The 26,410-nt window shown below is 51.9% G+C and carries 16 protein-coding genes, 6 tRNA genes, 3 rRNA genes and 1 pseudogene; 6 read left to right on the plus strand and 20 right to left on the minus strand.

Features of this window, described 5'->3' with window-relative positions; all coding sequences use genetic code 11:
- The 4 genes from thiG to M4I31_RS22420 all read left to right on the plus strand — a co-directional run bounded on the left by thiG (nt 1) and on the right by M4I31_RS22420 (nt 3,343).
- A complete protein-coding gene (gene thiG / locus M4I31_RS22405; RefSeq protein WP_085049792.1) occupies nt 1–771 on the plus strand; it encodes a thiazole synthase in 771 nt (256 codons plus the stop codon).
- A complete protein-coding gene (thiH, locus tag M4I31_RS22410) occupies nt 768–1,901 on the plus strand; it encodes a 2-iminoacetate synthase ThiH (RefSeq protein ID WP_085049793.1) in 1,134 nt (377 codons plus the stop codon). Before thiG ends, thiH begins: the two co-directional genes overlap by 4 nt.
- Before the next feature lie 814 nt (nt 1,902–2,715).
- Nucleotides 2,716–3,021 carry a PTS sugar transporter subunit IIB gene (locus M4I31_RS22415; RefSeq protein ID WP_085049794.1) on the plus strand — a complete coding sequence of 102 codons (306 nt, stop codon included), beginning with the start codon at nt 2,716–2,718 and terminating at the stop codon, nt 3,019–3,021.
- A 4-nt stretch (nt 3,022–3,025) separates the two neighbouring features.
- Nucleotides 3,026–3,343, plus strand: coding sequence for a PTS lactose/cellobiose transporter subunit IIA (locus M4I31_RS22420; RefSeq protein WP_038636121.1), 318 nt, complete (start codon nt 3,026–3,028; stop codon nt 3,341–3,343).
- A 118-nt stretch (nt 3,344–3,461) separates the two neighbouring features.
- On the opposite strand, the gene rpoC is transcribed toward M4I31_RS22420, so the two are convergent.
- The 13 genes from rpoC to M4I31_RS22485 all read right to left on the minus strand — a co-directional run bounded on the left by rpoC (nt 3,462) and on the right by M4I31_RS22485 (nt 17,533).
- Nucleotides 3,462–7,685, minus strand: a complete 4,224-nt coding sequence (gene rpoC / locus M4I31_RS22425) for a DNA-directed RNA polymerase subunit beta' (RefSeq protein ID WP_038636118.1) — start codon at nt 7,683–7,685, stop codon at nt 3,462–3,464.
- 76 nt (nt 7,686–7,761) lie between these two features.
- Nucleotides 7,762–11,790, minus strand: a complete 4,029-nt coding sequence (gene rpoB / locus M4I31_RS22430) for a DNA-directed RNA polymerase subunit beta (protein WP_003033111.1) — start codon at nt 11,788–11,790, stop codon at nt 7,762–7,764.
- A 320-nt stretch (nt 11,791–12,110) separates the two neighbouring features.
- Nucleotides 12,111–12,476, minus strand: a complete 366-nt coding sequence (rplL, locus tag M4I31_RS22435; protein ID WP_000028882.1) for a 50S ribosomal protein L7/L12 — start codon at nt 12,474–12,476, stop codon at nt 12,111–12,113.
- 66 nt (nt 12,477–12,542) lie between these two features.
- Nucleotides 12,543–13,040 carry a 50S ribosomal protein L10 gene (gene rplJ, locus M4I31_RS22440; protein ID WP_005132895.1) on the minus strand — a complete coding sequence of 166 codons (498 nt, stop codon included), beginning with the start codon at nt 13,038–13,040 and terminating at the stop codon, nt 12,543–12,545.
- Between the two features lie 293 nt (nt 13,041–13,333).
- Nucleotides 13,334–14,041, minus strand: coding sequence for a 50S ribosomal protein L1 (rplA, locus tag M4I31_RS22445; RefSeq protein ID WP_006688358.1), 708 nt, complete (start codon nt 14,039–14,041; stop codon nt 13,334–13,336).
- Between the two features lie 3 nt (nt 14,042–14,044).
- Nucleotides 14,045–14,473 (minus strand): 50S ribosomal protein L11, encoded by a 429-nt coding sequence (gene rplK, locus M4I31_RS22450; protein ID WP_038636105.1) that lies wholly within the window; start codon nt 14,471–14,473, stop codon nt 14,045–14,047.
- A gap of 157 nt (nt 14,474–14,630) precedes the next feature.
- The gene (gene nusG / locus M4I31_RS22455; RefSeq protein ID WP_003033125.1) at nt 14,631–15,176 is read right to left on the minus strand and encodes a transcription termination/antitermination protein NusG; all 546 of its coding nucleotides are present in this window, start codon (nt 15,174–15,176) and stop codon (nt 14,631–14,633) included.
- A 1-nt stretch (nt 15,177) separates the two neighbouring features.
- Complete coding sequence (gene secE, locus M4I31_RS22460; RefSeq protein ID WP_003033128.1) at nt 15,178–15,561, minus strand: preprotein translocase subunit SecE; 384 nt, start codon at nt 15,559–15,561, stop codon at nt 15,178–15,180.
- Between the two features lie 230 nt (nt 15,562–15,791).
- On the minus strand, nt 15,792–16,976 hold the full coding sequence (gene tuf, locus M4I31_RS22465; RefSeq protein WP_016157942.1) for an elongation factor Tu: 1,185 nt from the start codon (nt 16,974–16,976) through the stop codon (nt 15,792–15,794).
- A 118-nt stretch (nt 16,977–17,094) separates the two neighbouring features.
- Nucleotides 17,095–17,170: transfer RNA gene (locus tag M4I31_RS22470), tRNA-Thr, on the minus strand.
- A gap of 5 nt (nt 17,171–17,175) precedes the next feature.
- A tRNA-Gly gene (locus M4I31_RS22475) sits at nt 17,176–17,250 on the minus strand.
- 114 nt (nt 17,251–17,364) lie between these two features.
- Nucleotides 17,365–17,449, minus strand: a tRNA-Tyr gene (locus tag M4I31_RS22480).
- 8 nt (nt 17,450–17,457) lie between these two features.
- A tRNA-Thr gene (locus M4I31_RS22485) sits at nt 17,458–17,533 on the minus strand.
- Nucleotides 17,534–17,552: 19 nt separating this feature from the next.
- Between M4I31_RS22485 and M4I31_RS22490 the strand changes: the two are divergent.
- Together M4I31_RS22490 and coaA are read left to right on the plus strand one after the other, a co-directional pair.
- Nucleotides 17,553–17,633: pseudogene (locus tag M4I31_RS22490) on the plus strand (hypothetical protein); the annotation flags it as partial.
- 291 nt (nt 17,634–17,924) lie between these two features.
- The gene (gene coaA / locus M4I31_RS22495; RefSeq protein ID WP_032940924.1) at nt 17,925–18,875 is read left to right on the plus strand and encodes a type I pantothenate kinase; all 951 of its coding nucleotides are present in this window, start codon (nt 17,925–17,927) and stop codon (nt 18,873–18,875) included.
- A 32-nt stretch (nt 18,876–18,907) separates the two neighbouring features.
- Here coaA and birA read toward each other — a convergent pair whose 3' ends face one another.
- The 7 genes from birA to M4I31_RS22530 all read right to left on the minus strand — a co-directional run bounded on the left by birA (nt 18,908) and on the right by M4I31_RS22530 (nt 26,277).
- Complete coding sequence (gene birA / locus M4I31_RS22500; protein WP_038636096.1) at nt 18,908–19,870, minus strand: bifunctional biotin--[acetyl-CoA-carboxylase] ligase/biotin operon repressor BirA; 963 nt, start codon at nt 19,868–19,870, stop codon at nt 18,908–18,910.
- Nucleotides 19,867–20,895, minus strand: coding sequence for a UDP-N-acetylmuramate dehydrogenase (gene murB / locus M4I31_RS22505; RefSeq protein WP_085049796.1), 1,029 nt, complete (start codon nt 20,893–20,895; stop codon nt 19,867–19,869). The genes birA and murB overlap by 4 nt, the downstream gene beginning before the upstream one ends.
- A 194-nt stretch (nt 20,896–21,089) precedes the next feature.
- Nucleotides 21,090–21,205, minus strand: a 5S ribosomal RNA gene (gene rrf / locus M4I31_RS22510).
- A 98-nt stretch (nt 21,206–21,303) separates the two neighbouring features.
- Nucleotides 21,304–24,208, minus strand: a 23S ribosomal RNA gene (locus M4I31_RS22515).
- Nucleotides 24,209–24,407: 199 nt separating this feature from the next.
- A tRNA-Ala gene (locus M4I31_RS22520) sits at nt 24,408–24,483 on the minus strand.
- Between the two features lie 106 nt (nt 24,484–24,589).
- Nucleotides 24,590–24,666: transfer RNA gene (locus tag M4I31_RS22525), tRNA-Ile, on the minus strand.
- A gap of 71 nt (nt 24,667–24,737) precedes the next feature.
- Nucleotides 24,738–26,277, minus strand: a 16S ribosomal RNA gene (locus tag M4I31_RS22530).
- Together the 16S, 23S and 5S rRNA genes with 2 tRNA genes alongside form the textbook arrangement of a ribosomal RNA operon.
- Nucleotides 26,278–26,410: the final 133 nt, after the last annotated feature.

Below are 26,410 nucleotides of genomic sequence, written 5' to 3' on the forward strand. Positions count from 1 at the left end.
ATGTTACGTATTGCCGACAAAACGTTTGATTCACATCTGTTCACCGGTACCGGGAAGTTTGCCTCTTCGCAGCTGATGGTCGAGGCGATTCGCGCTTCCGGCAGCCAGTTAGTGACGCTGGCGATGAAGCGCGTGGACCTGCGCCAGCACAACGATGCGATTCTGGCGCCGCTAATTGAAGCGGGCGTCACGCTGCTACCCAATACCTCCGGGGCGAAAACCGCCGAAGAGGCGATCTTCGCCGCCCAACTGGCGCGTGAAGCACTGGGCACCCACTGGCTGAAATTAGAAATCCACCCGGACGCCCGTTGGCTGCTGCCGGATCCAATCGAAACGCTAAAAGCCGCCGAGGCGCTGGTGAAGCAGGGGTTTGTCGTGCTGCCCTACTGCGGCGCGGATCCGGTTTTGTGCAAGCGGCTGGAAGAGGTCGGCTGCGCGGCGGTGATGCCGCTCGGCGCGCCTATCGGCTCTAACCAGGGGCTGGAAACCAAAGCCATGCTGGAGATCATTATCCAGCAGGCCACTGTGCCGGTGGTGGTCGACGCCGGGATCGGCGTGCCCAGCCACGCGGCGCAGGCGCTGGAAATGGGCGCTGATGCGGTGCTGGTCAACACGGCGATTGCCGTGGCGGACGATCCGGTGATGATGGCAACCGCCTTTCGTCTGGCGGTGGAAGCCGGGTTACTGGCGCGGCAGGCTGTGCCAGGATGCAAAAGTTCGCAAGCCCGCGCCACCAGCCCGCTCACCGGCTTTCTGGAGGCGTTAGCATGAAAACCTTCACCGACCGCTGGCGGCAACTGGAGTGGGACGACATTCGCCTGCGCATCAACGGTAAAACCGCCGCTGACGTGGAACGTGCGCTTAACGCTCCACAGCTAAGTCGTGACGACCTGATGGCACTGCTCTCCCCCGCCGCCGCCGATTACCTTGAACCGCTGGCGCAACGGGCGCAAAGGCTGACTCGCCAGCGCTTCGGCAACACCGTCAGTTTTTACGTGCCGCTTTATCTCTCAAACCTCTGCGCCAATGACTGTACCTACTGCGGTTTTTCTATGAGCAACCGCATCAAACGTAAGACGCTGGACGAGGCAGAAATCGCCCGCGAGTGCGCCGCCATCCGCGAGTTAGGTTTTGAACACCTGCTGCTGGTCACCGGTGAACACCAGAGCAAAGTGGGCATGGACTACTTTCGCCGCCATTTACCTGACATTCGCCGTCAGTTCGCCTCGTTACAGATGGAAGTGCAGCCGCTGGCAACCGAGGAATATGCCGAGCTGAAGAGGCTGGGGCTGGACGGGGTGATGGTGTATCAGGAGAGCTATCATGAAGCGACTTATGCCCATCATCATTTAAAGGGGAAAAAGCAGGATTTCTTCTGGCGGCTGGAAACACCGGACAGGCTGGGCCGCGCTGGAATCGATAAAATCGGTCTTGGCGCGCTGATTGGTTTGTCTGACAGCTGGCGGGTGGATTGTTATATGGTCGCCGAACATCTGCTGTGGATGCAGCAGCATTACTGGCAGAGCCGCTACTCCATCTCCTTTCCTCGTCTGCGCCCATGCACCGGGGGCGTTGAACCCGCATCGATCATGGACGAGCGACAGTTGCTCCAGACCATTTGCGCGTTTCGTTTACTGACGCCAGAAATTGAGCTGTCGCTCTCCACCCGCGAATCACCCTGGTTTCGTGACCATGTGATCCCACTGGCGATCAACAACGTCAGCGCCTTCTCAAAAACCCAGCCTGGCGGGTATGCCGATAACCATCCAGAGCTGGAGCAGTTTTCCCCGCACGACGACCGTCGCCCGGAAGCCGTTGCTGAAGCACTCATGGCGCGGGGATTACAGCCCGTGTGGAAAGACTGGGACAGCTATCTGGGGCGCGCTACGCAGATGCCGTAAGCCCGGAGCGATCGCATTAAACAAAAGCCCCGACTAGTGCAGTCAGGGCTTTAAGTTACTACAAACTTCAGATTTAACATTAATAAACTTAACGATTTAGTACTGCTGATGGTACTACTTTAAAATGTACAGGTTTACCACAGATAATATTGGATTTTGATACTAACTAAAACTTTCCTCTATTTACCGTTAAACACATTCCACCGGCTTGATAATAAAACTCAAGGCTGGTGACCTAAACAAGTACACTTCCCCTCGCGACATATACTCTTTGATGCGTTGCCTTATTTCCCTTGCGATAACCATAAAAACAGAAATCACAAACACTTACTATTAAATCATGGCGTTACATCGTCGCGCTTTACTAACTTTTTGCGATTAGATAAATCAACTACGTGGCCTGAAAGCATTGTCGAAGTGAAAAAATAGCGTTTTCAGCATCGATTACCCCAAACAAAAAATACTTCGTGGCCTTTATCGCAACCCCCAATAAAGCTTTACTAACACTTACTACGTTAACAGCAAACGACTATTTCCCTGCTGTTAAGCATTAACATACGGGTTTAAAAAACGCTGTCAATACTGTTTTTTATAACATGTTTTTATTGCCAGTAATTATATATTCCCGCATGTGATAAGCGAGCCAAAGTGCTGCCAACCTCGGTGCAGATCGTTGAGTTTTGCTTCTTTTTGTAACCGGTTTCAGAAAAAGTGGTTTTCTTTGTGATACCTTGCACACAATCGTTGCAAAGCAGTTGTTGCTACAGCTGGCTCGCGATAATTATCAACCCACACATGTTGAGCGAGACTGCTTATGAAAAACATCGTTTTATGCTGTGCCGCCGGAATGTCCACCAGCATGCTGGTACAAAGGATGAAAGATGCCGCCCAGAAAAAAGGTGTCGACGTCACGATCAAAGCTGTCCCGGTAGCTGAGTTTGAAGAGAATATCGTCACTGCAGATATCGTGTTGCTTGGTCCACAGGTTAAATATGAGCAGGCCAAGCTGCAGGCGCTCGCCGACCCGCTAGGCAAAAAAGTCGCCGTTATCGATATGATGGATTACGGCATGATGAAAGGTGATGCCGTACTGGAAAAAGCGCTGAAACTACTGGAGTGATGACATGGAAGAGTTAGAAACGATCATCATGGAATTATTGGTCAACGCCGGAGCCGCCCGCAGTCAGGCCCTGACAGCGCTACAACTGGCGCGTAAAGGTGACTTTACTGGTGCGGAACAAGCAATGGTGGAATCACGCGAGTACGTCAAACAGGCACATAAAATCCAGACCCAGCTAATCGGCATTGACGAAGGTACCGGCAAGCTACCGGTTAATCTCATCACAGTCCATTCGCAGGATCACCTGATGAACGCGATGGTGATTCAGGATTTGGCGGGCGACATGATTGAGCTTTATCGGCGGTTGCCGCCGGTAAATTAATAACACTGCCGGATGGCGGCTTCGTAACCTCACAGGCCGTATAAGAGCAGCGCCATCAGGCCTAACATAGACATAAAAAAACCCGCCGAAGCGGGTTTTTTATTATGGTCAGCAACGATTAATCGTTGTCAGAACCGCCCAGGCCTGCGTTCAGCAGTTCTGCCAGGCTGGCAGACGCATCTTCAGCAGTCACCTGCGGAGCAGCTGGCAGTTCGCCCGCTGCGCGACGGCGCATACGATCCTGGTGGTACGCGTAACCGGTACCGGCCGGGATCAGACGACCCACGATGACGTTCTCTTTCAGACCGCGCAGTTCGTCGCGTTTGCCCGCAACGGCTGCTTCGGTCAGCACGCGAGTGGTCTCCTGGAACGATGCCGCGGAGATGAACGACTCAGTTGCCAGAGACGCTTTGGTGATACCCAGCAGATCGCGGGAGAAGGTTGCGCCCACTTTGCCGTTCGCTTCCAGCTCGCGGTTAGCGATCTTGACGCGGGAGTATTCAACCTGCTCGCCTTCCAGGAAGTCGGAGCTACCAGCGCTTTCGATGGTGGCTTTACGCAGCATCTGACGAACGATAACTTCGATGTGTTTATCGTTAATCTTAACACCCTGCAGGCGGTATACGTCCTGAACTTCGTTAACGATGTAACGAGTTACAGCATGCACACCACGCAGACGCAGGATGTCGTGCGGCGCTTCCGGACCGTCGGAAACCACGTCACCACGTTCTACACGTTCACCTTCGAACACGTTGAGCTGACGCCATTTCGGAATCATCTCTTCGTAAGGTTCGCTACCGTCTACCGGGGTGATAACCAGGCGACGTTTCCCTTTGGTTTCTTTACCGAAGGAAATGATGCCGCTGATTTCAGCCAGGATTGCCGGCTCTTTCGGACGACGTGCTTCGAACAGGTCCGCAACGCGCGGCAGACCACCGGTGATGTCCTTGGTACCGCCGGATTCCTGCGGAACACGGGCCAGGGTGTCACCAGAGCTGATCTGTACGCCATCTTCCAGCTGAACAATCGCTTTACCTGGCAGGAAGTACTGAGCAGGCATATCGGTGCCTGGGATCAGAACGTCGTTGCCCTGAGCATCAACAATTTTCAGTGCCGGACGCAGGTCTTTACCACCCGACGTACGCTCTGCAGAATCCAGAACGACCAGAGAAGACAGACCGGTCAGCTCGTCGGTCTGACGAGTAATGGTCTGGCCGTCGATCATGTCAGTGAAGCGGACGAAACCACTCACTTCGGTGATAACCGGCATGGTGTGCGGATCCCAGTTCGCTACGGTTTCGCCGCCAGCAACCTGTTCGCCATCACCTTTCGCCATAACGGAGCCGTAAGGCACTTTATAGCTTTCTTTGGTACGACCGAATTCGTCGATCAGTTTCAGTTCGGTGTTACGTGAGGTGATAACCAGTTTACCGCTGGAGTTAACAACCGACTTCGCATTGCTCAGACGGATGCTACCTTTGTTTTTCACCTGGATGCTGGATTCAGCAGCCGCACGAGATGCCGCACCACCGATGTGGAACGTACGCATCGTCAGCTGTGTACCCGGTTCACCGATGGACTGTGCCGCGATAACGCCGATTGCTTCACCTTTGTTGATGATGTGGCCACGCGCCAGGTCACGACCATAGCAGTGCGCACATACACCAAAGTCGGTGTCACAGGATACAACGGAACGGACTTTCACGGAGTCAACGGAGTTCTCTTCCAGCAGGTCACACCACTGTTCGTGCAGCAGCGTGTTACGTGGAACCAGAATATCCGCGGTACCCGGCTTCAGAACGTCTTCAGCAGTCACACGACCCAGAACGCGATCGCGCAGCGGCTCTTTAACGTCACCACCCTCGATAACCGGGGTCATGGTGATGCCTTCCAGCGTGCCGCAATCGTCCTCAGTAACAACCAGGTCCTGCGCAACGTCAACCAGACGACGCGTCAGATAACCGGAGTTCGCTGTTTTCAGTGCGGTATCCGCCAGACCTTTACGCGCACCGTGAGTAGAGATGAAGTACTGGAGTACGTTCAGACCTTCACGGAAGTTCGCGGTGATTGGCGTTTCGATGATGGAGCCATCTGGCTTCGCCATCAGACCACGCATACCAGCCAGCTGACGAATCTGTGCTGCAGAACCACGCGCACCGGAGTCGGCCATCATGTAAATGCTGTTGAAGGAAACCTGCTGCTCTTCTACGCCGTCACGGTTAATAACGGTTTCAGTCTGCAGGTTATCCATCATCGCTTTGGATACACGATCGTTCGCCGCAGCCCAGATATCGATAACTTTGTTATAGCGTTCGCCTGCGGTTACCAGACCAGACTGGAACTGCTCCTGGATCTCAGCAACTTCAGCTTCCGCTTCAGAGATGATCTCGTGTTTCTTCTCCGGGATGACCATGTCATCAATACCAACAGATGCACCTGAACGCGCTGCATAAGCAAAGCCGGTGTACATTGTCTGGTCAGCGAAGATAACGGTCGGCTTCAGGCCCAGAATGCGGTAACAGGTGTTCAGCATTTTGGAGATGGCTTTCTTACCCAGCGCCTGGTTGACGATGGAGAAAGGCAGACCTTTCGGTACGATCATCCACAGAATGGCGCGACCAATGGTCGTGTCTTTCAGGCTGGTGTGCGCAACGAATTCGCCGTTTTCATCTTTTTCATATTCAGTGATACGCACTTTAACGCGCGCATGCAGAGAGGCCAGGCCAGCGCGATAGATACGCTCAGCTTCTTTCGGGCCAGTCAGCACCATGCCTTCGCCTTTGGCGTTAACACAGTCACGGGTCATGTAGTACAGACCCAATACAACGTCCTGAGACGGAACGATGATAGGTTCGCCGTTCGCCGGGGACAGGATGTTGTTGGTAGACATCATCAGCGCACGCGCTTCGAGCTGGGCTTCCAGCGTCAGCGGTACGTGAACAGCCATCTGGTCACCATCGAAGTCGGCGTTATATGCCGCACAAACCAGCGGGTGCAGCTGGATAGCTTTACCTTCGATCAGTACCGGCTCAAATGCCTGGATACCCAGACGGTGCAGGGTTGGTGCACGGTTCAACAGTACCGGGTGTTCGCGGATAACTTCGTCCAGGATATCCCAAACGACAGCTTCTTCACGCTCAACCATTTTCTTAGCGGCTTTGATGGTGGTGGCGAGGCCACGCAGTTCCAGCTTGCCGTAGATGAACGGTTTGAACAGTTCCAGTGCCATTTTCTTCGGCAGACCGCACTGATGCAGACGCAGGTATGGACCTACGGTGATTACAGAACGACCGGAGTAGTCAACACGCTTACCGAGCAGGTTCTGACGGAAACGACCCTGTTTACCTTTGATCATATCGGCCAAAGATTTCAGAGGACGCTTGTTAGAACCGGTGATCGCACGACCACGACGACCGTTATCCAGCAGGGCGTCAACCGCTTCCTGCAGCATACGTTTTTCGTTGCGTACGATGATGTCCGGCGCAGCCAGATCCAACAGACGCTTCAGACGGTTGTTACGGTTGATCACACGACGATACAGATCGTTCAGATCTGACGTTGCGAAACGACCGCCATCAAGCGGAACCAGCGGACGCAGATCTGGCGGCAGAACCGGCAGAACGGTCAGGATCATCCACTCTGGCTTGTTGCCAGACTGTACGAAGGCTTCCAGCAGTTTGATACGCTTGGTCAGCTTTTTACGCTTGGTTTCGGAGTTGGTTTCGTTCAGCTCTTCGCGCAGAGTTTCACACTCTTGCTCCAGATCCATGCTCTTCAGCAGGGCCTGGATAGCTTCCGCACCCATCTTCGCGTCGAATTCGTCACCGAACTCTTCCAGCGCGTCCAGATACTGCTCTTCAGTCAGGATCTGTTGACGTTCCAGGTTGGTCATACCGCCTTCGATAACGACATAAGATTCGAAGTACAGTACGCGTTCGATATCGCGCAGCGGCATATCGAGCAGCAGACCGATACGGGACGGCAGCGATTTCAGGAACCAGATATGCGCGGTCGGAGACGCCAGCTCGATGTGGCCCATACGCTCACGGCGTACTTTGGTCTGGGTCACTTCAACGCCGCACTTCTCACAGATCACACCACGATGTTTCAGGCGCTTGTACTTACCGCACAGGCACTCGTAGTCTTTTACCGGCCCAAAGATACGGGCGCAGAAAAGGCCGTCACGCTCAGGTTTGAACGTACGGTAGTTGATGGTTTCCGGCTTCTTAACTTCACCGAAAGACCATGAACGGATCATGTCTGGCGAGGCCAGAGCAATTTTGATCGCATCAAACTCTTCGGTTTTAGTCTGCGCTTTCAGAAACTTTAATAAATCTTTCACGGATTTGCTCCCGTCGGAGTTAGCACAATCTGGCGCTGGCTGTTACGCCAGCACCAGTGACCTGTTTGATCGAGAGTTACTCGTCTTCCAGCTCGATGTTGATACCCAGCGAACGAATCTCTTTCAACAGTACGTTGAAGGATTCCGGCATGCCTGGTTCCATCTGATGGTTGCCGTCCACGATGTTTTTATACATCTTAGTACGACCGTTCACGTCATCAGACTTAACGGTGAGCATTTCCTGCAGGGTGTATGCCGCGCCATATGCTTCCAGCGCCCACACTTCCATCTCCCCGAAGCGCTGACCACCGAACTGAGCCTTACCACCCAGCGGCTGCTGAGTAACCAGGCTGTAAGAACCGGTAGAACGCGCGTGCATCTTGTCATCAACCAGGTGGTTCAGTTTCAGCATATACATGTAGCCAACGGTAACCTGGCGCTCGAACTGCTCACCGGTACGACCGTCGAACAGGGTAATCTGACCGGAAGTCGGCAGGCCACCCAGCTGTAACAGTTCCTTGATTTCAGACTCTTTCGCACCGTCGAAGACCGGCGTTGCGATCGGCATACCTTTTTTCAGGTTTTCAGCCAGACGCAGAACTTCTTCATCGCTGAAGGTATTCAGGTCAACTTTCTGACGAACATCTGAACCCAGATCGTAAGCACGCTGGATGAACTCGCGCAGTTTGGCGACTTCCTGTTGCTGTTTCAGCATGGCGTTGATCTTATCGCCGATACCTTTCGCAGCCATACCCAGGTGGGTTTCAAGGATCTGACCGATGTTCATACGCGATGGTACGCCCAGCGGGTTCAGTACGATATCTACCGGCGTACCGTTAGCATCGTGTGGCATATCTTCGATCGGGTTGATCTTAGAGATTACACCCTTGTTACCGTGACGACCTGCCATCTTATCACCAGGTTGGATCCGACGTTTAACCGCCAGATAAACCTTAACAATCTTCAGCACGCCCGGTGCCAGATCGTCGCCCTGAGTGATTTTACGGCGTTTCGCTTCGAGTTTTTTCTCGAATTCGTGTTTCAGTTCGTCGTACTGCTCAGCCAGTTGTTCCAGCTGATTCTGTTTCTCTTCGTCGGTCAGGCCGAGTTCTAACCAGCGGTCACGCGGCAGTTTGTCGAGCTTCTCAGCTTCAACACCACCGGAAACCAGCACAGCGTAGATACGGCTGAACAGACCCGCTTCGAGGATCTGCAGTTCTTCAGACAGGTCTTTCTTAGCCTGCTTCAGCTGCATCTCTTCGATTTCCAGCGCACGTTTGTCTTTTTCTACGCCATCGCGAGTAAAGACCTGAACGTCGATAATCGTACCGGAAACACCGTTTGGCACGCGCAGAGAAGAGTCTTTAACGTCAGACGCTTTCTCACCGAAGATCGCACGCAGCAGTTTCTCTTCCGGCGTCAGTTGGGTTTCACCTTTCGGCGTTACCTTACCAACCAGAATATCGCCACCGGTCACTTCCGCACCGATATAAACGATACCGGATTCATCCAGTTTAGAGAGCGCAGCTTCACCCACGTTCGGGATGTCAGCGGTGATCTCTTCCGGCCCCAGCTTGGTGTCACGGGACACACATGCCAGTTCCTGAATGTGGATGGTGGTGAAACGGTCTTCCTGGACAACACGCTCGGATACGAGGATGGAGTCTTCGAAGTTGTAACCATTCCATGGCATGAATGCCACGCGCATGTTCTGACCCAGCGCCAGTTCACCAAGGTCGGTGGACGGACCGTCTGCCAGCACATCACCACGTTCAACCGGCTCGCCCAGAGATACGCAAGGCATCTGGTTGATACAGGTGTTCTGGTTAGAACGGGTGTATTTAGTCAGGTTATAAATGTCGATACCTGCTTCGCCCGGGTACATCTCGTCTTCGTTAACTTTGATAACGATACGGGAAGCATCCACGTACTGAACAGTACCGCCACGTTTAGCAACTGCAGTAACACCGGAGTCAACGGCAACAGCACGTTCCATACCGGTACCAACCAGCGGCTTATCAGCACGCAGAGTCGGAACCGCCTGACGTTGCATGTTCGCACCCATCAATGCACGGTTGGCGTCATCGTGTTCCAGGAACGGGATCAGGGACGCACCGACGGATACCACCTGCTGGGTGGATACGTCCATGTAGTCAACCTGGTCGCGGCTGAACAAGCTGGATTCGCCTTTGCTACGGCAAGTAACCAGATCTTCTACAAAGTGGCCTTCGTCATCCAGGTTGGAGTTCGCCTGAGCGATAACGTAGTTACCTTCTTCGATAGCAGACAGGTAGTGAATTTCATCGGTTACAACACCGTCGGTCACTTTACGGTACGGAGTCTCAAGGAAGCCGTATTCGTTAGTCTGTGCATACACGGACAGTGAGTTGATCAGACCGATGTTCGGACCTTCAGGCGTTTCGATTGGACATACGCGACCGTAGTGAGTCGGGTGTACGTCTCGAACTTCGAAGCCTGCGCGTTCACGGGTCAAACCGCCTGGGCCGAGTGCGGAGATACGACGTTTGTGCGTAATCTCAGACAGCGGGTTGTTCTGGTCCATAAACTGAGACAGCTGGCTGGAACCAAAGAACTCTTTCACTGCTGCAGAAATCGGCTTGGCGTTGATCATATCCTGAGGCATCAGGGTATCCAGATCGCCCAGAGACAGACGCTCTTTCACCGCACGCTCAACACGCACCAGGCCAACGCGGAATTGGTTTTCCGCCATTTCGCCTACGGAACGGATACGACGGTTGCCAAGGTGGTCGATATCATCGACTTCGCCTTTACCGTTACGGATATCGATGAGCTTCTTCATCACTTCAATGATGTCGTCTTTGCTCAGGATACCGGAACCTTCGATTTCGTCGCGCAGCAGAGAACGGTTGAACTTCATACGACCAACCGCAGACAGGTCATAGCGGTCTTCGGAGAAGAACAGGTTCTCGAACAGACTTTCCGCAGCTTCACGAGTCGGCGGCTCACCAGGGCGCATCATGCGGTAGATTTCTACCAGCGCGCTCAGACGATCGTTGGTTGGGTCGACGCGTACAGTTTCAGAAATGTACGGACCGTGGTCCAGATCGTTAGTGAACAGCGTTTCGATACGCTTGTGACCAGACTGGCTCAGCTTAGCCAGCAGATCCAGGCTCAGCTCCATGTTAGCTGCGCAGATCAGCTCGCCAGTAGATTCGTCAACGTAGTCTTTAGCCGCAACCTTACCAGCAATGTATTCAACCGGAACTTCGATATGCTTGATATCGTCTTTTTCCAGCTGGCGAATATGGCGCGCAGTGATGCGACGGCCTTTTTCGACGTAGACTTTGCCGTTAGCTTCGATGTCAAAGGAGGCGGTTTCACCACGCAGGCGTTCCGGCACCAGTTCCATCTGCAGCTTGTTGTCACGAATTTCGAAAACAACTTTTTCAAAGAACAGGTCAAGGATCTGCTCAGTGGTGTAGTTCAGCGCACGCAGAATGATGGTCGCAGGCAGTTTACGGCGACGGTCAATACGTACGAACAGGTTGTCCTTCGGATCGAATTCGAAGTCCAGCCAGGAACCACGGTAAGGAATAATACGCGCGTTATACAGCACTTTACCCGAAGAGTGGGTTTTACCTTTGTCGGAGTCAAAGAAGACGCCAGGACTACGGTGCAGCTGAGAAACGATAACACGCTCAGTACCGTTGATAACAAAGGTACCGTTGTCGGTCATGAGCGGAATTTCGCCCATGTAGACTTCTTGTTCTTTAATGTCTTTTACGGTGCCTTCCGGCGCTTCGCGCTCGTAGATCACCAGACGCAGTTTTACGCGCAGCGGTGCGGAATAGGTCACGCCACGGATCTGACATTCCTGAACGTCAAACACCGGTTCGCCAAGACGGTAGCTGACGTATTGCAGCTCGGAATTACCGCTGTAGCTCTGAATCGGGAAAACGGAACGGAAAGCTGCTTCCAGACCATACTGCCCTTCAGGATCTTGCTCGATGAACTTCTGAAACGAGTCAAGCTGGATAGAAAGGAGATAAGGTATGTCCAACACTTGCGGACGTTTACCAAAATCCTTACGAATACGTTTTTTCTCGGTATAGGAGTAAACCATTAGGGTTCCTCAGCTCGCTGACAAGTCGACCCATCTGTCCATTGAGCGGACAGTTTGTGCAACACTATTTTGTTGACCGGAAAATCGAATACTTTCCGCAATGCCTGTTGCTATCACGCTTAAACCATTTCATTGCGATTTACACAGAACTGACGCTCTGTCGCAGTATATTAAGACGTCGATAGAAACAAGCATTGAAAGGCACAGCAGTAGTCAAACAGTGTGAAACGCTACTGGCGCCTTACAGCGCAAAAAGGCTGGTGACTAAAAAGTCACCAGCCATCAGCCTAATTTCTTAGGCTGCAACCAGAAAAGTTGGCTTATTTAACTTCAACTTCAGCGCCAGCTTCTTCCAGAGATTTTTTCAGTGCTTCTGCGTCGTCTTTGCTCACGCCTTCTTTCAGCGCAGCCGGTGCAGATTCTACCAGGTCTTTAGCTTCTTTCAGACCCAGGCCAGTTGCGCCACGTACTGCTTTGATAACAGCAACTTTGTTAGCGCCAGCAGCTTTCAGAATTACGTCGAATTCAGTTTTTTCTTCAGCAGCTTCAGCCGGGCCAGCAGCTACAGCTACAGCAGCAGCAGCGGAAACACCGAATTTTTCTTCCATTGCAGAAATCAGTTCTACAACGTCCATTACGGACATAGCGGATACTGCTTCAATGATTTGATCTTTAGTGATAGACATTTAAATTGTTCCTGAAAATCAGAATAAGTTTATACGTAAGCAGATGCTTGAGAAAGGTAACTGCAATTAAGCAGCTTCTTTCGCATCGCGTACAGCAGCCAGAGTACGAACCAGTTTGCCAGCCGAAGCTTCTTTCATGGTTGCCATCAGGCGTGCAATTGCTTCTTCGTAGGTCGGCAGAGTTGCCAGGCGGTCGATATTCGATGCCGTAATCAACTCACCTTCAAAGGCTGCGGCTTTGACCTCAAATTTTGCATTCGCTTTCGCGAACTCTTTGAACAGACGAGCAGCGGCGCCCGGGTGTTCCATAGAGTATGCAATCAGGGTCGGACCAACAAACGTGTCTTTCAGGCACTCGAACTGAGTACCTTCAACGACGCGGCGCAGCAGGGTGTTACGAACAACACGCATGTATACGCCAGCTTCACGACCTGCTTTACGCAGTTCAGTCATTTTATCTACAGTTACGCCACGGGAATCCGCAACTACTGCAGACAGCGCGCCTTTGGCTACTTCGCTGACTTCAGCAACAATCGCTTGTTTGTCTTGAAGATTTAAAGCCATTAGCTTTGCTCCTGGATGTTTGCCGGAACTCATGTTCCGGAACTCACTTCACTCCCCCCAACGGAGAGAGCGTCTAAATACGGTGAGCAGAAACAAGCCAGAGTATCAGAAATAATCTTAGCGTTCTGTCACCGTCTACGCAGGGCATTAAGTTTCTTGCGAAACACCTGCGGTCTTCGACGGAGGCCTGGATAGGCCAGGCTCCAACGAACAAATCTGTTGTCTATCGGCCGAAGCTAATAGAATCGTGGGCGAAGATTGTAGACAAATTCGCCGCCCACGTAAAGCTAATCTTAGACGTTCGCAGACGCGCTCAGACCAGCCTGATCAACGGCAACACCAGCACCCATGGTGGTGGAGATGCTAACTTTCTTGATGTACACGCCTTTTGCCTGAGTCGGTTTTGCTTTTTTCAGCGCAACCAGCAGAGCTTCCAGGTTTTCTTTCAGTTTGTCAGCGTCAAAATCCACTTTACCGATGGTGGTGTGGATGATGCCGTTTTTGTCGTTACGGTAACGAACCTGGCCAGCTTTAGCGTTCTTAACCGCTTCAGCAACGTTCGGAGTTACGGTACCAACTTTCGGGTTTGGCATCAGGCCGCGCGGACCCAGAACCTGACCCAACTGGCCAACAACGCGCATTGCATCCGGAGAAGCAATAACAACGTCAAAGTTCATTTCGCCTTTCTTGATCTGGTCAGCCAGATCTTCCATACCTACCAGTTCAGCGCCTGCAGCTTTAGCAGCTTCAGCGTTTGCGCCCTGGGTAAATACGGCTACGCGAACAGAACGGCCAGTACCGTGCGGCAGTACAGTTGCACCACGTACGTTCTGGTCAGATTTACGAGCGTCGATGCCGAGGTTAACGGCAACGTCCACGCTTTCTACGAATTTAGCAGTGGCCAGCTCTTTCAGCAGAGCAATAGCTTCGTTGATGTCGTACTGTTTAGTTGCATCAACTTTGTCACGGATCACGCGCATACGCTTGGTCAGTTTAGCCATTTCTTAGTCCTCCACTACCAGGCCCATGGAACGTGCAGTACCTTCAATGGAGCGAGTCATCGCTTCAATGTCGGAACCAGTCATGTCGGCAGCTTTGGTCTGCGCGATTTCCTGCAGCTGAGCGCGGGAAATTTTACCCACTTTGTCTTTGTTCGGCTTGCCGGAACCAGACTTGATACCAGCCGCTTTCTTCAGCAGTACTGCTGCCGGAGGCGTTTTGGTAACGAAAGTGAAAGAACGGTCAGCGTAAACGGTGATAACAACCGGGATCGGCAGACCTTTTTCAATGGAATCAGTTTTTGCGTTGAACGCTTTGCAGAATTCCATGATGTTCACGCCTTGTTGACCCAGTGCTGGACCTACCGGCGGACTCGGGTTAGCCATACCAGCTGCAACCTGCAGCTTGACATAGGCTTGGACTTTCTTAGCCATTCTAAATTCCTCTAGTTGGGTTATAGCGCCTCAAAGAGGCTCCCCGTGTTTTTAAATTCGTTTTACGGACAGAGTCCATAAAAACAAAAGGCGCGAAATTGTATTCCAATCTCGCGCCCTGTGCAACGATTAAATCGCCGCTTTTTTGATCGACGTGTTAGGCTTTCTCAACCTGGGCGAAGTCCAGTTCAACCGGAGTCGCACGACCGAAGATAGATACAGAAACTTTCAGACGAGACTTCTCGTAGTCCACTTCTTCAACTACGCCGTTAAAGTCAGCAAACGGACCATCGCTAACGCGGACCATTTCGCCCGGCTCAAACATCGTTTTCGGACGCGGCTTATCACCAACCTGCTGCAGACGGTTCATGATCGCATCAACTTCTTTGTCGCTGATTGGCGCCGGACGGTCAGAAGTACCGCCGATAAAGCCCATCACACGCGGAACGCTGCGCACCAGGTGCCAGCTCGCATCATTCATGACCATCTGCACCAGTACATAGCCCGGGAAGAATTTACGTTCGCTCTTGCGACGCTGGCCACCACGGATCTCGACCACTTCTTCTGTCGGCACCATGACTTCGCCAAACAGCTCTTCCATATTTTGTAACTTGATATATTCGCGCAGCGACGTGGCAACGCGGCCTTCAAAACCGGAAAACGCCTGAACGACGTACCAGCGCTTTTTAGGGGCTTCAGACATCTTAGAACCTCAGGCCAGTGATAAAGGATACCAGGCGAACCAGAATACCATCCAGTCCCCACAGGATCAGTGACATTACTGCGGTAACCGCAGCCACAATTAATGTGGTGTGCAATGTTTCCTGGCGAGTTGGCCAAATGACCTTACGGACTTCGGTTCTCGCTTCACGGGCAAAAGCAACGGTCGCTTTACCTTTTGTTGTCAACAGCGCGACACCACCCGCTGCGGCAATCAGAATCACTACGGCCAGCGCACGCAGCGGCAGCATCATGTCACGATAAAGGTAATTGCCAACGATAGCTACAAGCAGCAATACAGCGACAACAACCCACTTCATCGCTTCCAGGCCGCGCCCGCTTCCTTGAGCTTCGGTATTCGCACTCATAAACCAACCTGTCAGAAGTATTCTACAAACATTTTCACCCCGCGTAAGCGAGGCGATCCAAACCGAAATGCTCTGGTGCGTTTCGGACTAAACGCCCTCTTCAGAGCCTGTCTCAGCAATGATTATGACAAAAAAAATCACTGATGAGCCAGGTTCTGGTGTGAAAGCGTGCAAAAAGGGCATCAAATGATGCCCTTTTATTGCGCATTGCGTCAAATGTTATTCGGCAATTAGCTCATTACTTTGGCAACAACGCCCGCACCAACAGTACGGCCGCCTTCACGGATTGCGAAACGCAGACCGTCGTCCATCGCGATTGGGTGGATCAGGGTAACAACCATTTTGATGTTGTCGCCCGGCATTACCATCTCTACGCCTTCCGGCAGTTCGATGGTGCCAGTCACGTCAGTAGTACGGAAGTAGAACTGCGGACGGTAGCCTTTGAAGAACGGAGTATGACGGCCGCCTTCGTCTTTGGACAGGATGTACACTTCAGATTCGAACTTGGTGTGCGGCTTGATAGAGCCCGGCTTAGCCAGTACCTGACCACGTTCGATTTCTTCACGTTTGATACCACGCAGCAGAACACCAACGTTCTCACCAGCACGGCCTTCGTCCAGCAGTTTGCGGAACATTTCAACGCCAGTACAGGTAGACTTAGCGGTGTCTTTGATACCAACGATTTCAACTTCTTCGCCAACTTTGATGATACCGCGCTCTACACGACCGGTAACAACGGTACCACGACCGGAGATGGAGAATACGTCTTCGATAGGCAGCAGGAACGGCTTGTCAATCGCACGCTCTGGTTCCGGGATGTAAGAGTCCAGGAAGCCAGCCAGTTCGATGATTTTCGCTTCCCACTCTGCTTCGCCTTCCAGCGCTTTCAGAGCAGAACCACGAACGATCGGCGTATCGTCGCCCGGGAAATCGTACTGAGACAGAAGTTCACGAACTTCCATTTCTACCAGTTCCAGCAGCTCTTCGTCATCAACCATGTCGCATTTGTTCAGGAACACGATGATGTACGGAACGCCTACCTGACGACCCAGCAGGATGTGCTCACGAGTCTGCGGCATCGGGCCGTCAGTCGCAGCAACAACCAGGATCGCGCCGTCCATCTGCGCAGCACCGGTGATCATGTTTTTAACATAGTCGGCGTGGCCCGGGCAGTCTACGTGTGCGTAGTGGCGAGTCGGGGTGTCATATTCAACGTGAGAAGTGTTGATGGTGATACCACGAGCTTTTTCTTCCGGCGCGTTATCGATCTGGTCGAATGCACGAGCAGCACCGCCGTAGGTTTTAGCCAGTACGGTAGTGATTGCAGCGGTCAGCGTTGTTTTACCATGGTCAACGTGGCCGATAGTACCGACGTTAACGTGCGGTTTAGTACGTTCAAATTTTTCTTTAGACATCGATTGTCCCTCTAAGACACGGATAAATCGGTGATATCACCACATCAACCAGGCAATATACCTGAGCTGTTGAATGCTTTTAAAAGTAAACAGAGAGAAACGGGAAGGAGAAGTGAAGTGGTGCTGATACCCAGAGTCGAACTGGGGACCTCACCCTTACCAAGGGTGCGCTCTACCAACTGAGCCATATCAGCACGTCTGGAGCGGGCAGCGGGAATCGAACCCGCATCATCAGCTTGGAAGGCTGAGGTAATAGCCATTATACGATGCCCGCATCCTGAAACTCGGCTACCCAGTTCTTTCTGTAACAAAAAAGAGATTTCTCTCTTTTATGTTCGAGCTGATTAATTTTTTAACCAACTCAGGCGGCGATAACGCTGCCAGAAAGTGGTGGTGGGGGAAGGATTCGAACCTTCGAAGTCTGTGACGGCAGATTTACAGTCTGCTCCCTTTGGCCGCTCGGGAACCCCACCGGACTTGATGGTGCCGACTACCGGAATCGAACTGGTGACCTACTGATTACAAGTCAGTTGCTCTACCTACTGAGCTAAGTCGGCATCAAGTAGCGCGCATTTTATGGAGACCTGCGCACTCATGCAACTAAAAAATTGCATAAAATGTTCTATCGCTCACATTTTGCACTATACGTCCGATAAATAATCTATTTCTTCGTATGATTGGACAAATTTCCAACGGCGCGCGCCCTTCCAAAGGCAAGTTTTGCGCCGCCATGCGCTCATCCATAGAGAGAAAGTACCTCTTTATACATCTGGAATAGCCGTCACATTGCTTTTCAGGGGATGATTTTTTCTTATTATTCCCCCTCATCTGGTGTTACCCTCCTGCCCATTGTCCAAATTAACTGAAATGTGCGTGCCATTGCGTGCCGGGGATGATTTCGTTTTTTTACCGCAGACCTGATATAGCAATGACAGCCAGACCATGCGTATGAGTATAAAAGAGCAAGCGTTAACGTCGCCTTACCTACAGTTTGATCGCAACCAGTGGGCTGCGCTTCGTGATTCCGTGCCAATGACCCTGACCGAGGAAGAGATTGCTCGTCTGAAAGGCATTAACGAAGACTTGTCGCTGGAAGAAGTTGCCGAAATTTATTTGCCTCTATCGCGTTTGCTAAATTTTTACATCAGTTCGAACCTGCGACGTCAGGCAGTACTGGAGCAATTTTTAGGCACTAACGGCGAGCGTATTCCTTATATTATTAGCATTGCTGGCAGCGTCGCCGTTGGCAAAAGCACCACAGCACGTGTTTTACAGGCACTGTTGAGTCGCTGGCCTGAGCATCGTAAGGTTGAATTGATTACGACCGACGGTTTTCTTCATCCCAATCAGGTGTTGAAAGATCGTGGACTCATGAAGAAGAAAGGCTTCCCTCAGTCCTATGATATGCACCGCCTGGTTAAATTCGTTTCCGATTTGAAGTCAGGCGTACCCAACGTCACGGCACCGGTATACTCCCATCTTATCTATGATGTGATCCCTGATGGCGACAAAACTGTTGCCCAACCCGACATATTAATACTTGAAGGGCTTAATGTATTACAGAGCGGGATGGATTATCCTCACGATCCACATCATGTATTTGTTTCTGATTTTGTCGACTTTTCTATTTATGTTGATGCACCAGAGGAATTACTCCAGACGTGGTATATCAACCGCTTCCTGAAATTCCGCGAAGGAGCATTTACCAACCCAGACTCTTATTTCCATAATTATGCGAAATTGTCGGAAGACGAGGCAATCAACACGGCCACTTCGTTATGGAAAGAGATTAACTGGCTGAATTTAAAGCAAAATATTTTACCAACGCGTGAGCGTGCCAGCTTAATCATGACCAAAAGCGCCAATCATGCTGTTGAAGAGGTCAGACTACGCAAATAAATTAACAAGGGGAGCCGCAGCTCCCCTTGTTATTATTCAGCGCTTCTGAGCGATATTTCTCCGCCCATCCAGGGTTTTATCACGCCATTTTGTTCGAGCAATAATGCACCTTGTGCATCTATTCCACGAGATATCCCAAATATTTCTTTATCGCCAATAATGAGTTTTACCGGGCGGTCGATAAAGTTGTCCAGCGTCTTCCAGCGGGACAAATACGGCGCTAAGCCCTCATGCTCAAACAATACCAACGCAGCGCGCAGCTCGCGGATTAGTCGGGCAGCAAGGGTATTGCGGTCAATGTTAATTCCCGCTTCCTGGAGATTAATCCAGCCCTGATTAACGACATTCTCTTCTACCCGGCGCATGGACATATTAATACCCGCACCGATAACAATTTGCGCGGCATCGCCCGTCTTACCGGTGAGTTCAACCAGAATTCCGGCCAGTTTACGATCGAGCAGATAGAGATCGTTCGGCCATTTCACGCGGACTTTATCCGCCCCCAAATCGCGTAAAACCTCCGCCATGACAATACCAATCACCAGACTCAGACCAATTGCGGCTGCCGGTCCTTGCTCCAGTCGCCAGAACATTGAGAGATACAGATTGGCGCCAAACGGTGAGAACCACTTACGTCCGCGACGACCACGACCGGCCTGCTGATACTCAGCGACGCAGGCATCCCCTGACTCCAGTTGACCAATACGGTCCATCAGGTACTGGTTGGTTGAGTCGATAACCGGCAGAACCGTGATATTCCCTCCATCCAACTGAGAATGAATCAGTGATGAGTCTAATAACTGGATAGGCTCAGGTAAGCTGTATCCTTTACCGGGAACAGTAAAGACATCAACGCCCCAGTCGCGTAGCGTCTGAACATGCTTATTGATTGCCGCACGGCTCATTCCCAGCTGTTCACCAAGCTGCTCACCAGAATGAAATTCGCCGTCGGCTAACAAGGAAATAAGCGTCAGGGGGACGGTATTATCTTTCATGCGATGATCTCCACAGCATTCACTTCACCCTGTGGGCCAATAAATCTGACCTCGGGTTCGAGCCAGACATTGAATTTCTCACCGACTTTTTGGCGTACATGATGCGCTAGTTGTACCACATCCTGACTGGTCGCACGGTCTGCATTGATCAGTACCAGTGCTTGCTGCTGATGTACCGCAGCACCACCAATACGCACGCCTTTTAGCTGGCATTGATCGATAAGCCAGCCGGCAGCCAGTTTTACTGAACCATCTACCTGCGGGTAATGAGGCGCAGTCGGGAATTTGGCCAACAGTTCCTGCGCAACGTGCGCTGTAACAACCGGGTTTTTAAAGAAGCTACCGGCATTACCGTTAACTTTCGGGTCAGGCAGCTTTGTTGTGCGCATATGACAGACAGAATCAAAAACCTGCTGAGGCGTCACGGTTGTAGGATCCAGACGCGTCAAGTCACCGTAAGTGAGAACGGGCTGCCACTGTTTAGGCAAGCGCAAACCAACGGCAACAATTGCGAAACGATCCTGATATTCATGCTTGAAGATGCTGTCACGGTAACCAAAACGGCATTCCGCGGCGCTGACGCGCAGATGTTTGCCGGTTGACAGTTCAACGCAGTCCACATATTCACAGACACGCTGCAGCTCCACACCATAAGCACCAATATTCTGAATGGGCGATGAACCGACACATCCTGGAATGAGTGCCAGATTTTCCAGTCCAGGCATACCTTCTTGCAGCGTGTGCTGTACCAGATGATGCCAGTTCTCACCGGCACCGACGTGCAGGTGCCACGCCTCAGGTTGTTCTGTGATCTCAATGCCCTTGATTCGATTGACGATCACCGTTCCATGGAAGGTATCGAGAAACAGGACGTTACTCCCCTCGCCCAGGATCAGTACTGGATGATGTGATGCATTCGCTGATTGCCAGGCATTCAGCAGTTGTTGCTCATTTTCGGCGCAGACAAGCTCATTAGCTTGTTGATCGATACCGAAGGTGTTCCAGGCTTTAAGGGAGTGATTCATAGACGCTTTCCTGATGCAAAATCGCGCTTAGTTTACCGCATATGCCGCAGGATGGCTTGTCTTATGGAGGCAAGGGGGTTGCCTGATGCGCTTTGGCAGGCCGGATAAGGCGGGATGCCGCATCCGGCAGGTTTCATTTCGTACAGACGCAAAAAAGCCCATCCGGCAGGACGGGCTTCTTCACTTTATTTGATGCCTGGCAGTTCCCTACTCTCGCATGGGGAGACCCCACACTACCATCGGCGCTACGGCGTTTCACTTCTGAGTTCGGCATGGGGTCAGGTGGGACCACCGCGCTACAGCCGCCAGGCAAATTCTGTTTATTAACCCGCTTTTCGCCGGTTAATCTTATCTGTATCAGGCTGAAAATCTGTCTTCTCAAATCCGCCAAAACACCTTCGGCGTTGTAAGGTTAAGCCTCACGGTTCATTAGTATCGGTTAGCTCAATGTATCGCTACACTTACACACCCGACCTATCAACGTCGTCGTCTTCAACGTTCCTTCAGGACCCTTAAAGGGTCAGGGAGAACTCATCTCGGGGCAAGTTTCGTGCTTAGATGCTTTCAGCACTTATCTCTTCCGCATTTAGCTACCGGGCAGTGCCATTGGCATGACAACCCGAACACCAGTGATGCGTCCACTCCGGTCCTCTCGTACTAGGAGCAGCCCCCCTCAATTCTCCAGCGCCCACGGCAGATAGGGACCGAACTGTCTCACGACGTTCTAAACCCAGCTCGCGTACCACTTTAAATGGCGAACAGCCATACCCTTGGGACCTACTTCAGCCCCAGGATGTGATGAGCCGACATCGAGGTGCCAAACACCGCCGTCGATATGAACTCTTGGGCGGTATCAGCCTGTTATCCCCGGAGTACCTTTTATCCGTTGAGCGATGGCCCTTCCATTCAGAACCACCGGATCACTAAGACCTGCTTTCGCACCTGCTCGAGCCGTCACTCTCGCAGTCAAGCTAGCTTATGCCTTTGCACTAACCTCCTGATGTCCGACCAGGATTAGCTAACCTTCGTGCTCCTCCGTTACTCTTTGGGAGGAGACCGCCCCAGTCAAACTACCCACCAGACACTGTCCGCAACCCGGATTACGGGCCCACGTTAGAACACCAGCCATTAAAGGGTGGTATTTCAAGGATGGCTCCATGCAGACTGGCGTCCACACTTCAAAGCCTCCCACCTATCCTACACATCAAGGACCAGTGTTCAGTGTCAAGCTATAGTAAAGGTTCACGGGGTCTTTCCGTCTTGCCGCGGGTACACTGCATCTTCACAGCGAGTTCAATTTCACTGAGTCTCGGGTGGAGACAGCCTGGCCATCATTACGCCATTCGTGCAGGTCGGAACTTACCCGACAAGGAATTTCGCTACCTTAGGACCGTTATAGTTACGGCCGCCGTTTACCGGGGCTTCGATCAAGAGCTTCTCCTTACGGATAACCCCATCAATTAACCTTCCGGCACCGGGCAGGCGTCACACCGTATACGTCCACTTTCGTGTTTGCACAGTGCTGTGTTTTTAATAAACAGTTGCAGCCAGCTGGTATCTTCGACTGATTTCAGCTCCATGAGTAAATCACTTCACCTACATATCAGCGTGCCTTCTCCCGAAGTTACGGCACCATTTTGCCTAGTTCCTTCACCCGAGTTCTCTCAAGCGCCTTGGTATTCTCTACCTGACCACCTGTGTCGGTTTGGGGTACGATTTCGTGTTACCTGATGCTTAGAGGCTTTTCCTGGAAGCAGGGCATTTGTCACTTCAGCACCGTAGTGCCTCGTCATCACACCTCAGCGTTAAAAGGTACCGGATTTACCTGGAACCTCCGCCTACATGCTTAAACCGGGACAACCGTCGCCCGGCCGACATAGCCTTCTCCGTCCCCCCTTCGCAGTAACACCAAGTACAGGAATATTAACCTGTTTCCCATCGACTACGCCTTTCGGCCTCGCCTTAGGGGTCGACTCACCCTGCCCCGATTAACGTTGGACAGGAACCCTTGGTCTTCCGGCGTGCGGGTTTTTCACCCGCATTATCGTTACTTATGTCAGCATTCGCACTTCTGATACCTCCAGCAACCCTCACAGGCCACCTTCAACGGCTTACAGAACGCTCCCCTACCCAACAACACATAGTGTCGCTGCCGCAGCTTCGGTGCATGGTTTAGCCCCGTTACATCTTCCGCGCAGGCCGACTCGACCAGTGAGCTATTACGCTTTCTTTAAATGATGGCTGCTTCTAAGCCAACATCCTGGCTGTCTGTGCCTTCCCACATCGTTTCCCACTTAACCATGACTTTGGGACCTTAGCTGGCGGTCTGGGTTGTTTCCCTCTTCACGACGGACGTTAGCACCCGCCGTGTGTCTCCCGTGATAACATTCTTCGGTATTCGCAGTTTGCATCGGGTTGGTAAGTCGGGATGACCCCCTAGCCGAAACAGTGCTCTACCCCCGAAGATGAGTTCACGAGGCGCTACCTAAATAGCTTTCGGGGAGAACCAGCTATCTCCCGGTTTGATTGGCCTTTCACCCCCAGCCACAAGTCATCCGCTAATTTTTCAACATTAGTCGGTTCGGTCCTCCAGTTAGTGTTACCCAACCTTCAACCTGCCCATGGCTAGATCACCGGGTTTCGGGTCTATACCCTGCAACTTAACGCCCAGTTAAGACTCGGTTTCCCTTCGGCTCCCCTATACGGTTAACCTTGCTACAGAATATAAGTCGCTGACCCATTATACAAAAGGTACGCAGTCACACCCGAAGGTGCTCCCACTGCTTGTACGTACACGGTTTCAGGTTCTTTTTCACTCCCCTCGCCGGGGTTCTTTTCGCCTTTCCCTCACGGTACTGGTTCACTATCGGTCAGTCAGGAGTATTTAGCCTTGGAGGATGGTCCCCCCATATTCAGACAGGATACCACGTGTCCCGCCCTACTCTTCGAGTTCACAACATGTGCATTTTTGTGTACGGGACTATCACCCTGTACCGTCGGACTTTCCAGACCGTTCCACTAACACACATGCTGATTCAGACTCTGGGCTGCTCCCCGTTCGCTCGCCGCTACTGGGGGAATCTCGGTTGATTTCTTTTCCTCGGGGTACTTAGATGTTTCAGTTCCCCCGGTTCGCTTCGTTAACCTATGTATTCAGTTAACGATAGTGTGACGAATCACACTGGGTTTCCCCATTCGGAAATCGCCGGTTATAACGGTTCATATCACCTTACCGGCGCTTATCGCAGATTAGCACGTCCTTCATCGCCTCTGACTGCCAGGGCATCCACCGTGTACGCTTAGTCGCTTAACCTCACAACCCGAAGATGTTTCACTTCTGATTGCGAAAATTTGAGAGACTCGAACACACCGCTTTTCATTTCTTGTTTACGGAGAAATGAAACAGTGTGTCGTTTCAATTTTCAGCTTGATCCAGATTTTTAAAGAGCAAAACTTCGCAGTGAACCTTTTCAGGTACACTCTGAAGTTTTCTTGGGTTGTTGCAGTAAAGATGGTGGAGCTATGCGGGATCGAACCGCAGACCTCCTGCGTGCAAAGCAGGCGCTCTCCCAGCTGAGCTATAGCCCCATCGACGTCAAATCTCATTACCGTAATTCGGTTCCGGGCAAGGCGTGGAATGACGAAGCATACTTCAGTATGCGAGTTATTTCACAACGCAGCACGGGAGCGAATTTGGTAGGCCTGAGTGGACTTGAACCACCGACCTCACCCTTATCAGGGGTGCGCTCTAACCACCTGAGCTACAAGCCTGCAGAGATTTTCTTACTGCTAATTTTCATCAGACAATCTGTGTGAGCACTACAAAGAACGTTTCTTTAAGGTAAGGAGGTGATCCAACCGCAGGTTCCCCTACGGTTACCTTGTTACGACTTCACCCCAGTCATGAATCACAAAGTGGTAAGCGCCCTCCCGAAGGTTAAGCTACCTACTTCTTTTGCAACCCACTCCCATGGTGTGACGGGCGGTGTGTACAAGGCCCGGGAACGTATTCACCGTGGCATTCTGATCCACGATTACTAGCGATTCCGACTTCATGGAGTCGAGTTGCAGACTCCAATCCGGACTACGACATACTTTATGAGGTCCGCTTGCTCTCGCGAGGTCGCTTCTCTTTGTATATGCCATTGTAGCACGTGTGTAGCCCTACTCGTAAGGGCCATGATGACTTGACGTCATCCCCACCTTCCTCCAGTTTATCACTGGCAGTCTCCTTTGAGTTCCCGGCCGGACCGCTGGCAACAAAGGATAAGGGTTGCGCTCGTTGCGGGACTTAACCCAACATTTCACAACACGAGCTGACGACAGCCATGCAGCACCTGTCTCAGAGTTCCCGAAGGCACCAAAGCATCTCTGCTAAGTTCTCTGGATGTCAAGAGTAGGTAAGGTTCTTCGCGTTGCATCGAATTAAACCACATGCTCCACCGCTTGTGCGGGCCCCCGTCAATTCATTTGAGTTTTAACCTTGCGGCCGTACTCCCCAGGCGGTCGACTTAACGCGTTAGCTCCGGAAGCCACGCCTCAAGGGCACAACCTCCAAGTCGACATCGTTTACGGCGTGGACTACCAGGGTATCTAATCCTGTTTGCTCCCCACGCTTTCGCACCTGAGCGTCAGTCTTTGTCCAGGGGGCCGCCTTCGCCACCGGTATTCCTCCAGATCTCTACGCATTTCACCGCTACACCTGGAATTCTACCCCCCTCTACAAGACTCTAGCCTGCCAGTTTCGGATGCAGTTCCCAGGTTGAGCCCGGGGATTTCACATCCGACTTGACAGACCGCCTGCGTGCGCTTTACGCCCAGTAATTCCGATTAACGCTTGCACCCTCCGTATTACCGCGGCTGCTGGCACGGAGTTAGCCGGTGCTTCTTCTGCGAGTAACGTCAATCACTAAGGTTATTAACCTTAATGCCTTCCTCCTCGCTGAAAGTACTTTACAACCCGAAGGCCTTCTTCATACACGCGGCATGGCTGCATCAGGCTTGCGCCCATTGTGCAATATTCCCCACTGCTGCCTCCCGTAGGAGTCTGGACCGTGTCTCAGTTCCAGTGTGGCTGGTCATCCTCTCAGACCAGCTAGGGATCGTCGCCTAGGTGAGCCGTTACCCCACCTACAAGCTAATCCCATCTGGGCACATCCGATGGCAAGAGGCCCGAAGGTCCCCCTCTTTGGTCTTGCGACATTATGCGGTATTAGCTACCGTTTCCAGTAGTTATCCCCCTCCATCGGGCAGTTTCCCAGACATTACTCACCCGTCCGCCACTCGTCACCCGAGAGCAAGCTCTCTGTGCTACCGTTCGACTTGCATGTGTTAGGCCTGCCGCCAGCGTTCAATCTGAGCCATGATCAAACTCTTCAATTTAAGTTTGATGCTCGTGAATTAAACTTCGTAATGAATTACGTGTTCACTCAGAGACTTGGTATTCATTTTTCGTCTTGCGACGTCAAGAATCCGTATCCTCGAGTGCCCACACAGATTGTCTGATAAATTGTTA

The sequence above is a fragment of the Citrobacter sp. XT1-2-2 genome, from assembly GCF_023516235.1.
GTDB classification, from domain to species: domain Bacteria; phylum Pseudomonadota; class Gammaproteobacteria; order Enterobacterales; family Enterobacteriaceae; genus Citrobacter; species Citrobacter werkmanii.

Bases quoted from the DNA above. Each gene is read 5' to 3' on its own strand.
- murB (WP_085049796.1), bottom strand. From the start codon at position 20,895: ATGAATCACTCCCTTAAAGCCTGGAACACCTTCGGTATCGATCAACAA.
- coaA (WP_032940924.1), top strand. From the start codon at position 17,925: ATGAGTATAAAAGAGCAAGCGTTAACGTCGCCTTACCTACAGTTTGAT.
- rplJ (WP_005132895.1), bottom strand. From the start codon at position 13,040: ATGGCTTTAAATCTTCAAGACAAACAAGCGATTGTTGCTGAAGTCAGC.
- nusG (WP_003033125.1), bottom strand. From the start codon at position 15,176: ATGTCTGAAGCCCCTAAAAAGCGCTGGTACGTCGTTCAGGCGTTTTCC.
- thiG (WP_085049792.1), top strand. From the start codon at position 1: ATGTTACGTATTGCCGACAAAACGTTTGATTCACATCTGTTCACCGGT.
- rplL (WP_000028882.1), bottom strand. From the start codon at position 12,476: ATGTCTATCACTAAAGATCAAATCATTGAAGCAGTATCCGCTATGTCC.
- rpoB (WP_003033111.1), bottom strand. From the start codon at position 11,790: ATGGTTTACTCCTATACCGAGAAAAAACGTATTCGTAAGGATTTTGGT.
- birA (WP_038636096.1), bottom strand. From the start codon at position 19,870: ATGAAAGATAATACCGTCCCCCTGACGCTTATTTCCTTGTTAGCCGAC.
- M4I31_RS22415 (WP_085049794.1), top strand. From the start codon at position 2,716: ATGAAAAACATCGTTTTATGCTGTGCCGCCGGAATGTCCACCAGCATG.
- secE (WP_003033128.1), bottom strand. From the start codon at position 15,561: ATGAGTGCGAATACCGAAGCTCAAGGAAGCGGGCGCGGCCTGGAAGCG.
- thiH (WP_085049793.1), top strand. From the start codon at position 768: ATGAAAACCTTCACCGACCGCTGGCGGCAACTGGAGTGGGACGACATT.
- tuf (WP_016157942.1), bottom strand. From the start codon at position 16,976: ATGTCTAAAGAAAAATTTGAACGTACTAAACCGCACGTTAACGTCGGT.
- rplK (WP_038636105.1), bottom strand. From the start codon at position 14,473: ATGGCTAAGAAAGTCCAAGCCTATGTCAAGCTGCAGGTTGCAGCTGGT.
- M4I31_RS22420 (WP_038636121.1), top strand. From the start codon at position 3,026: ATGGAAGAGTTAGAAACGATCATCATGGAATTATTGGTCAACGCCGGA.
- rplA (WP_006688358.1), bottom strand. From the start codon at position 14,041: ATGGCTAAACTGACCAAGCGTATGCGCGTGATCCGTGACAAAGTTGAT.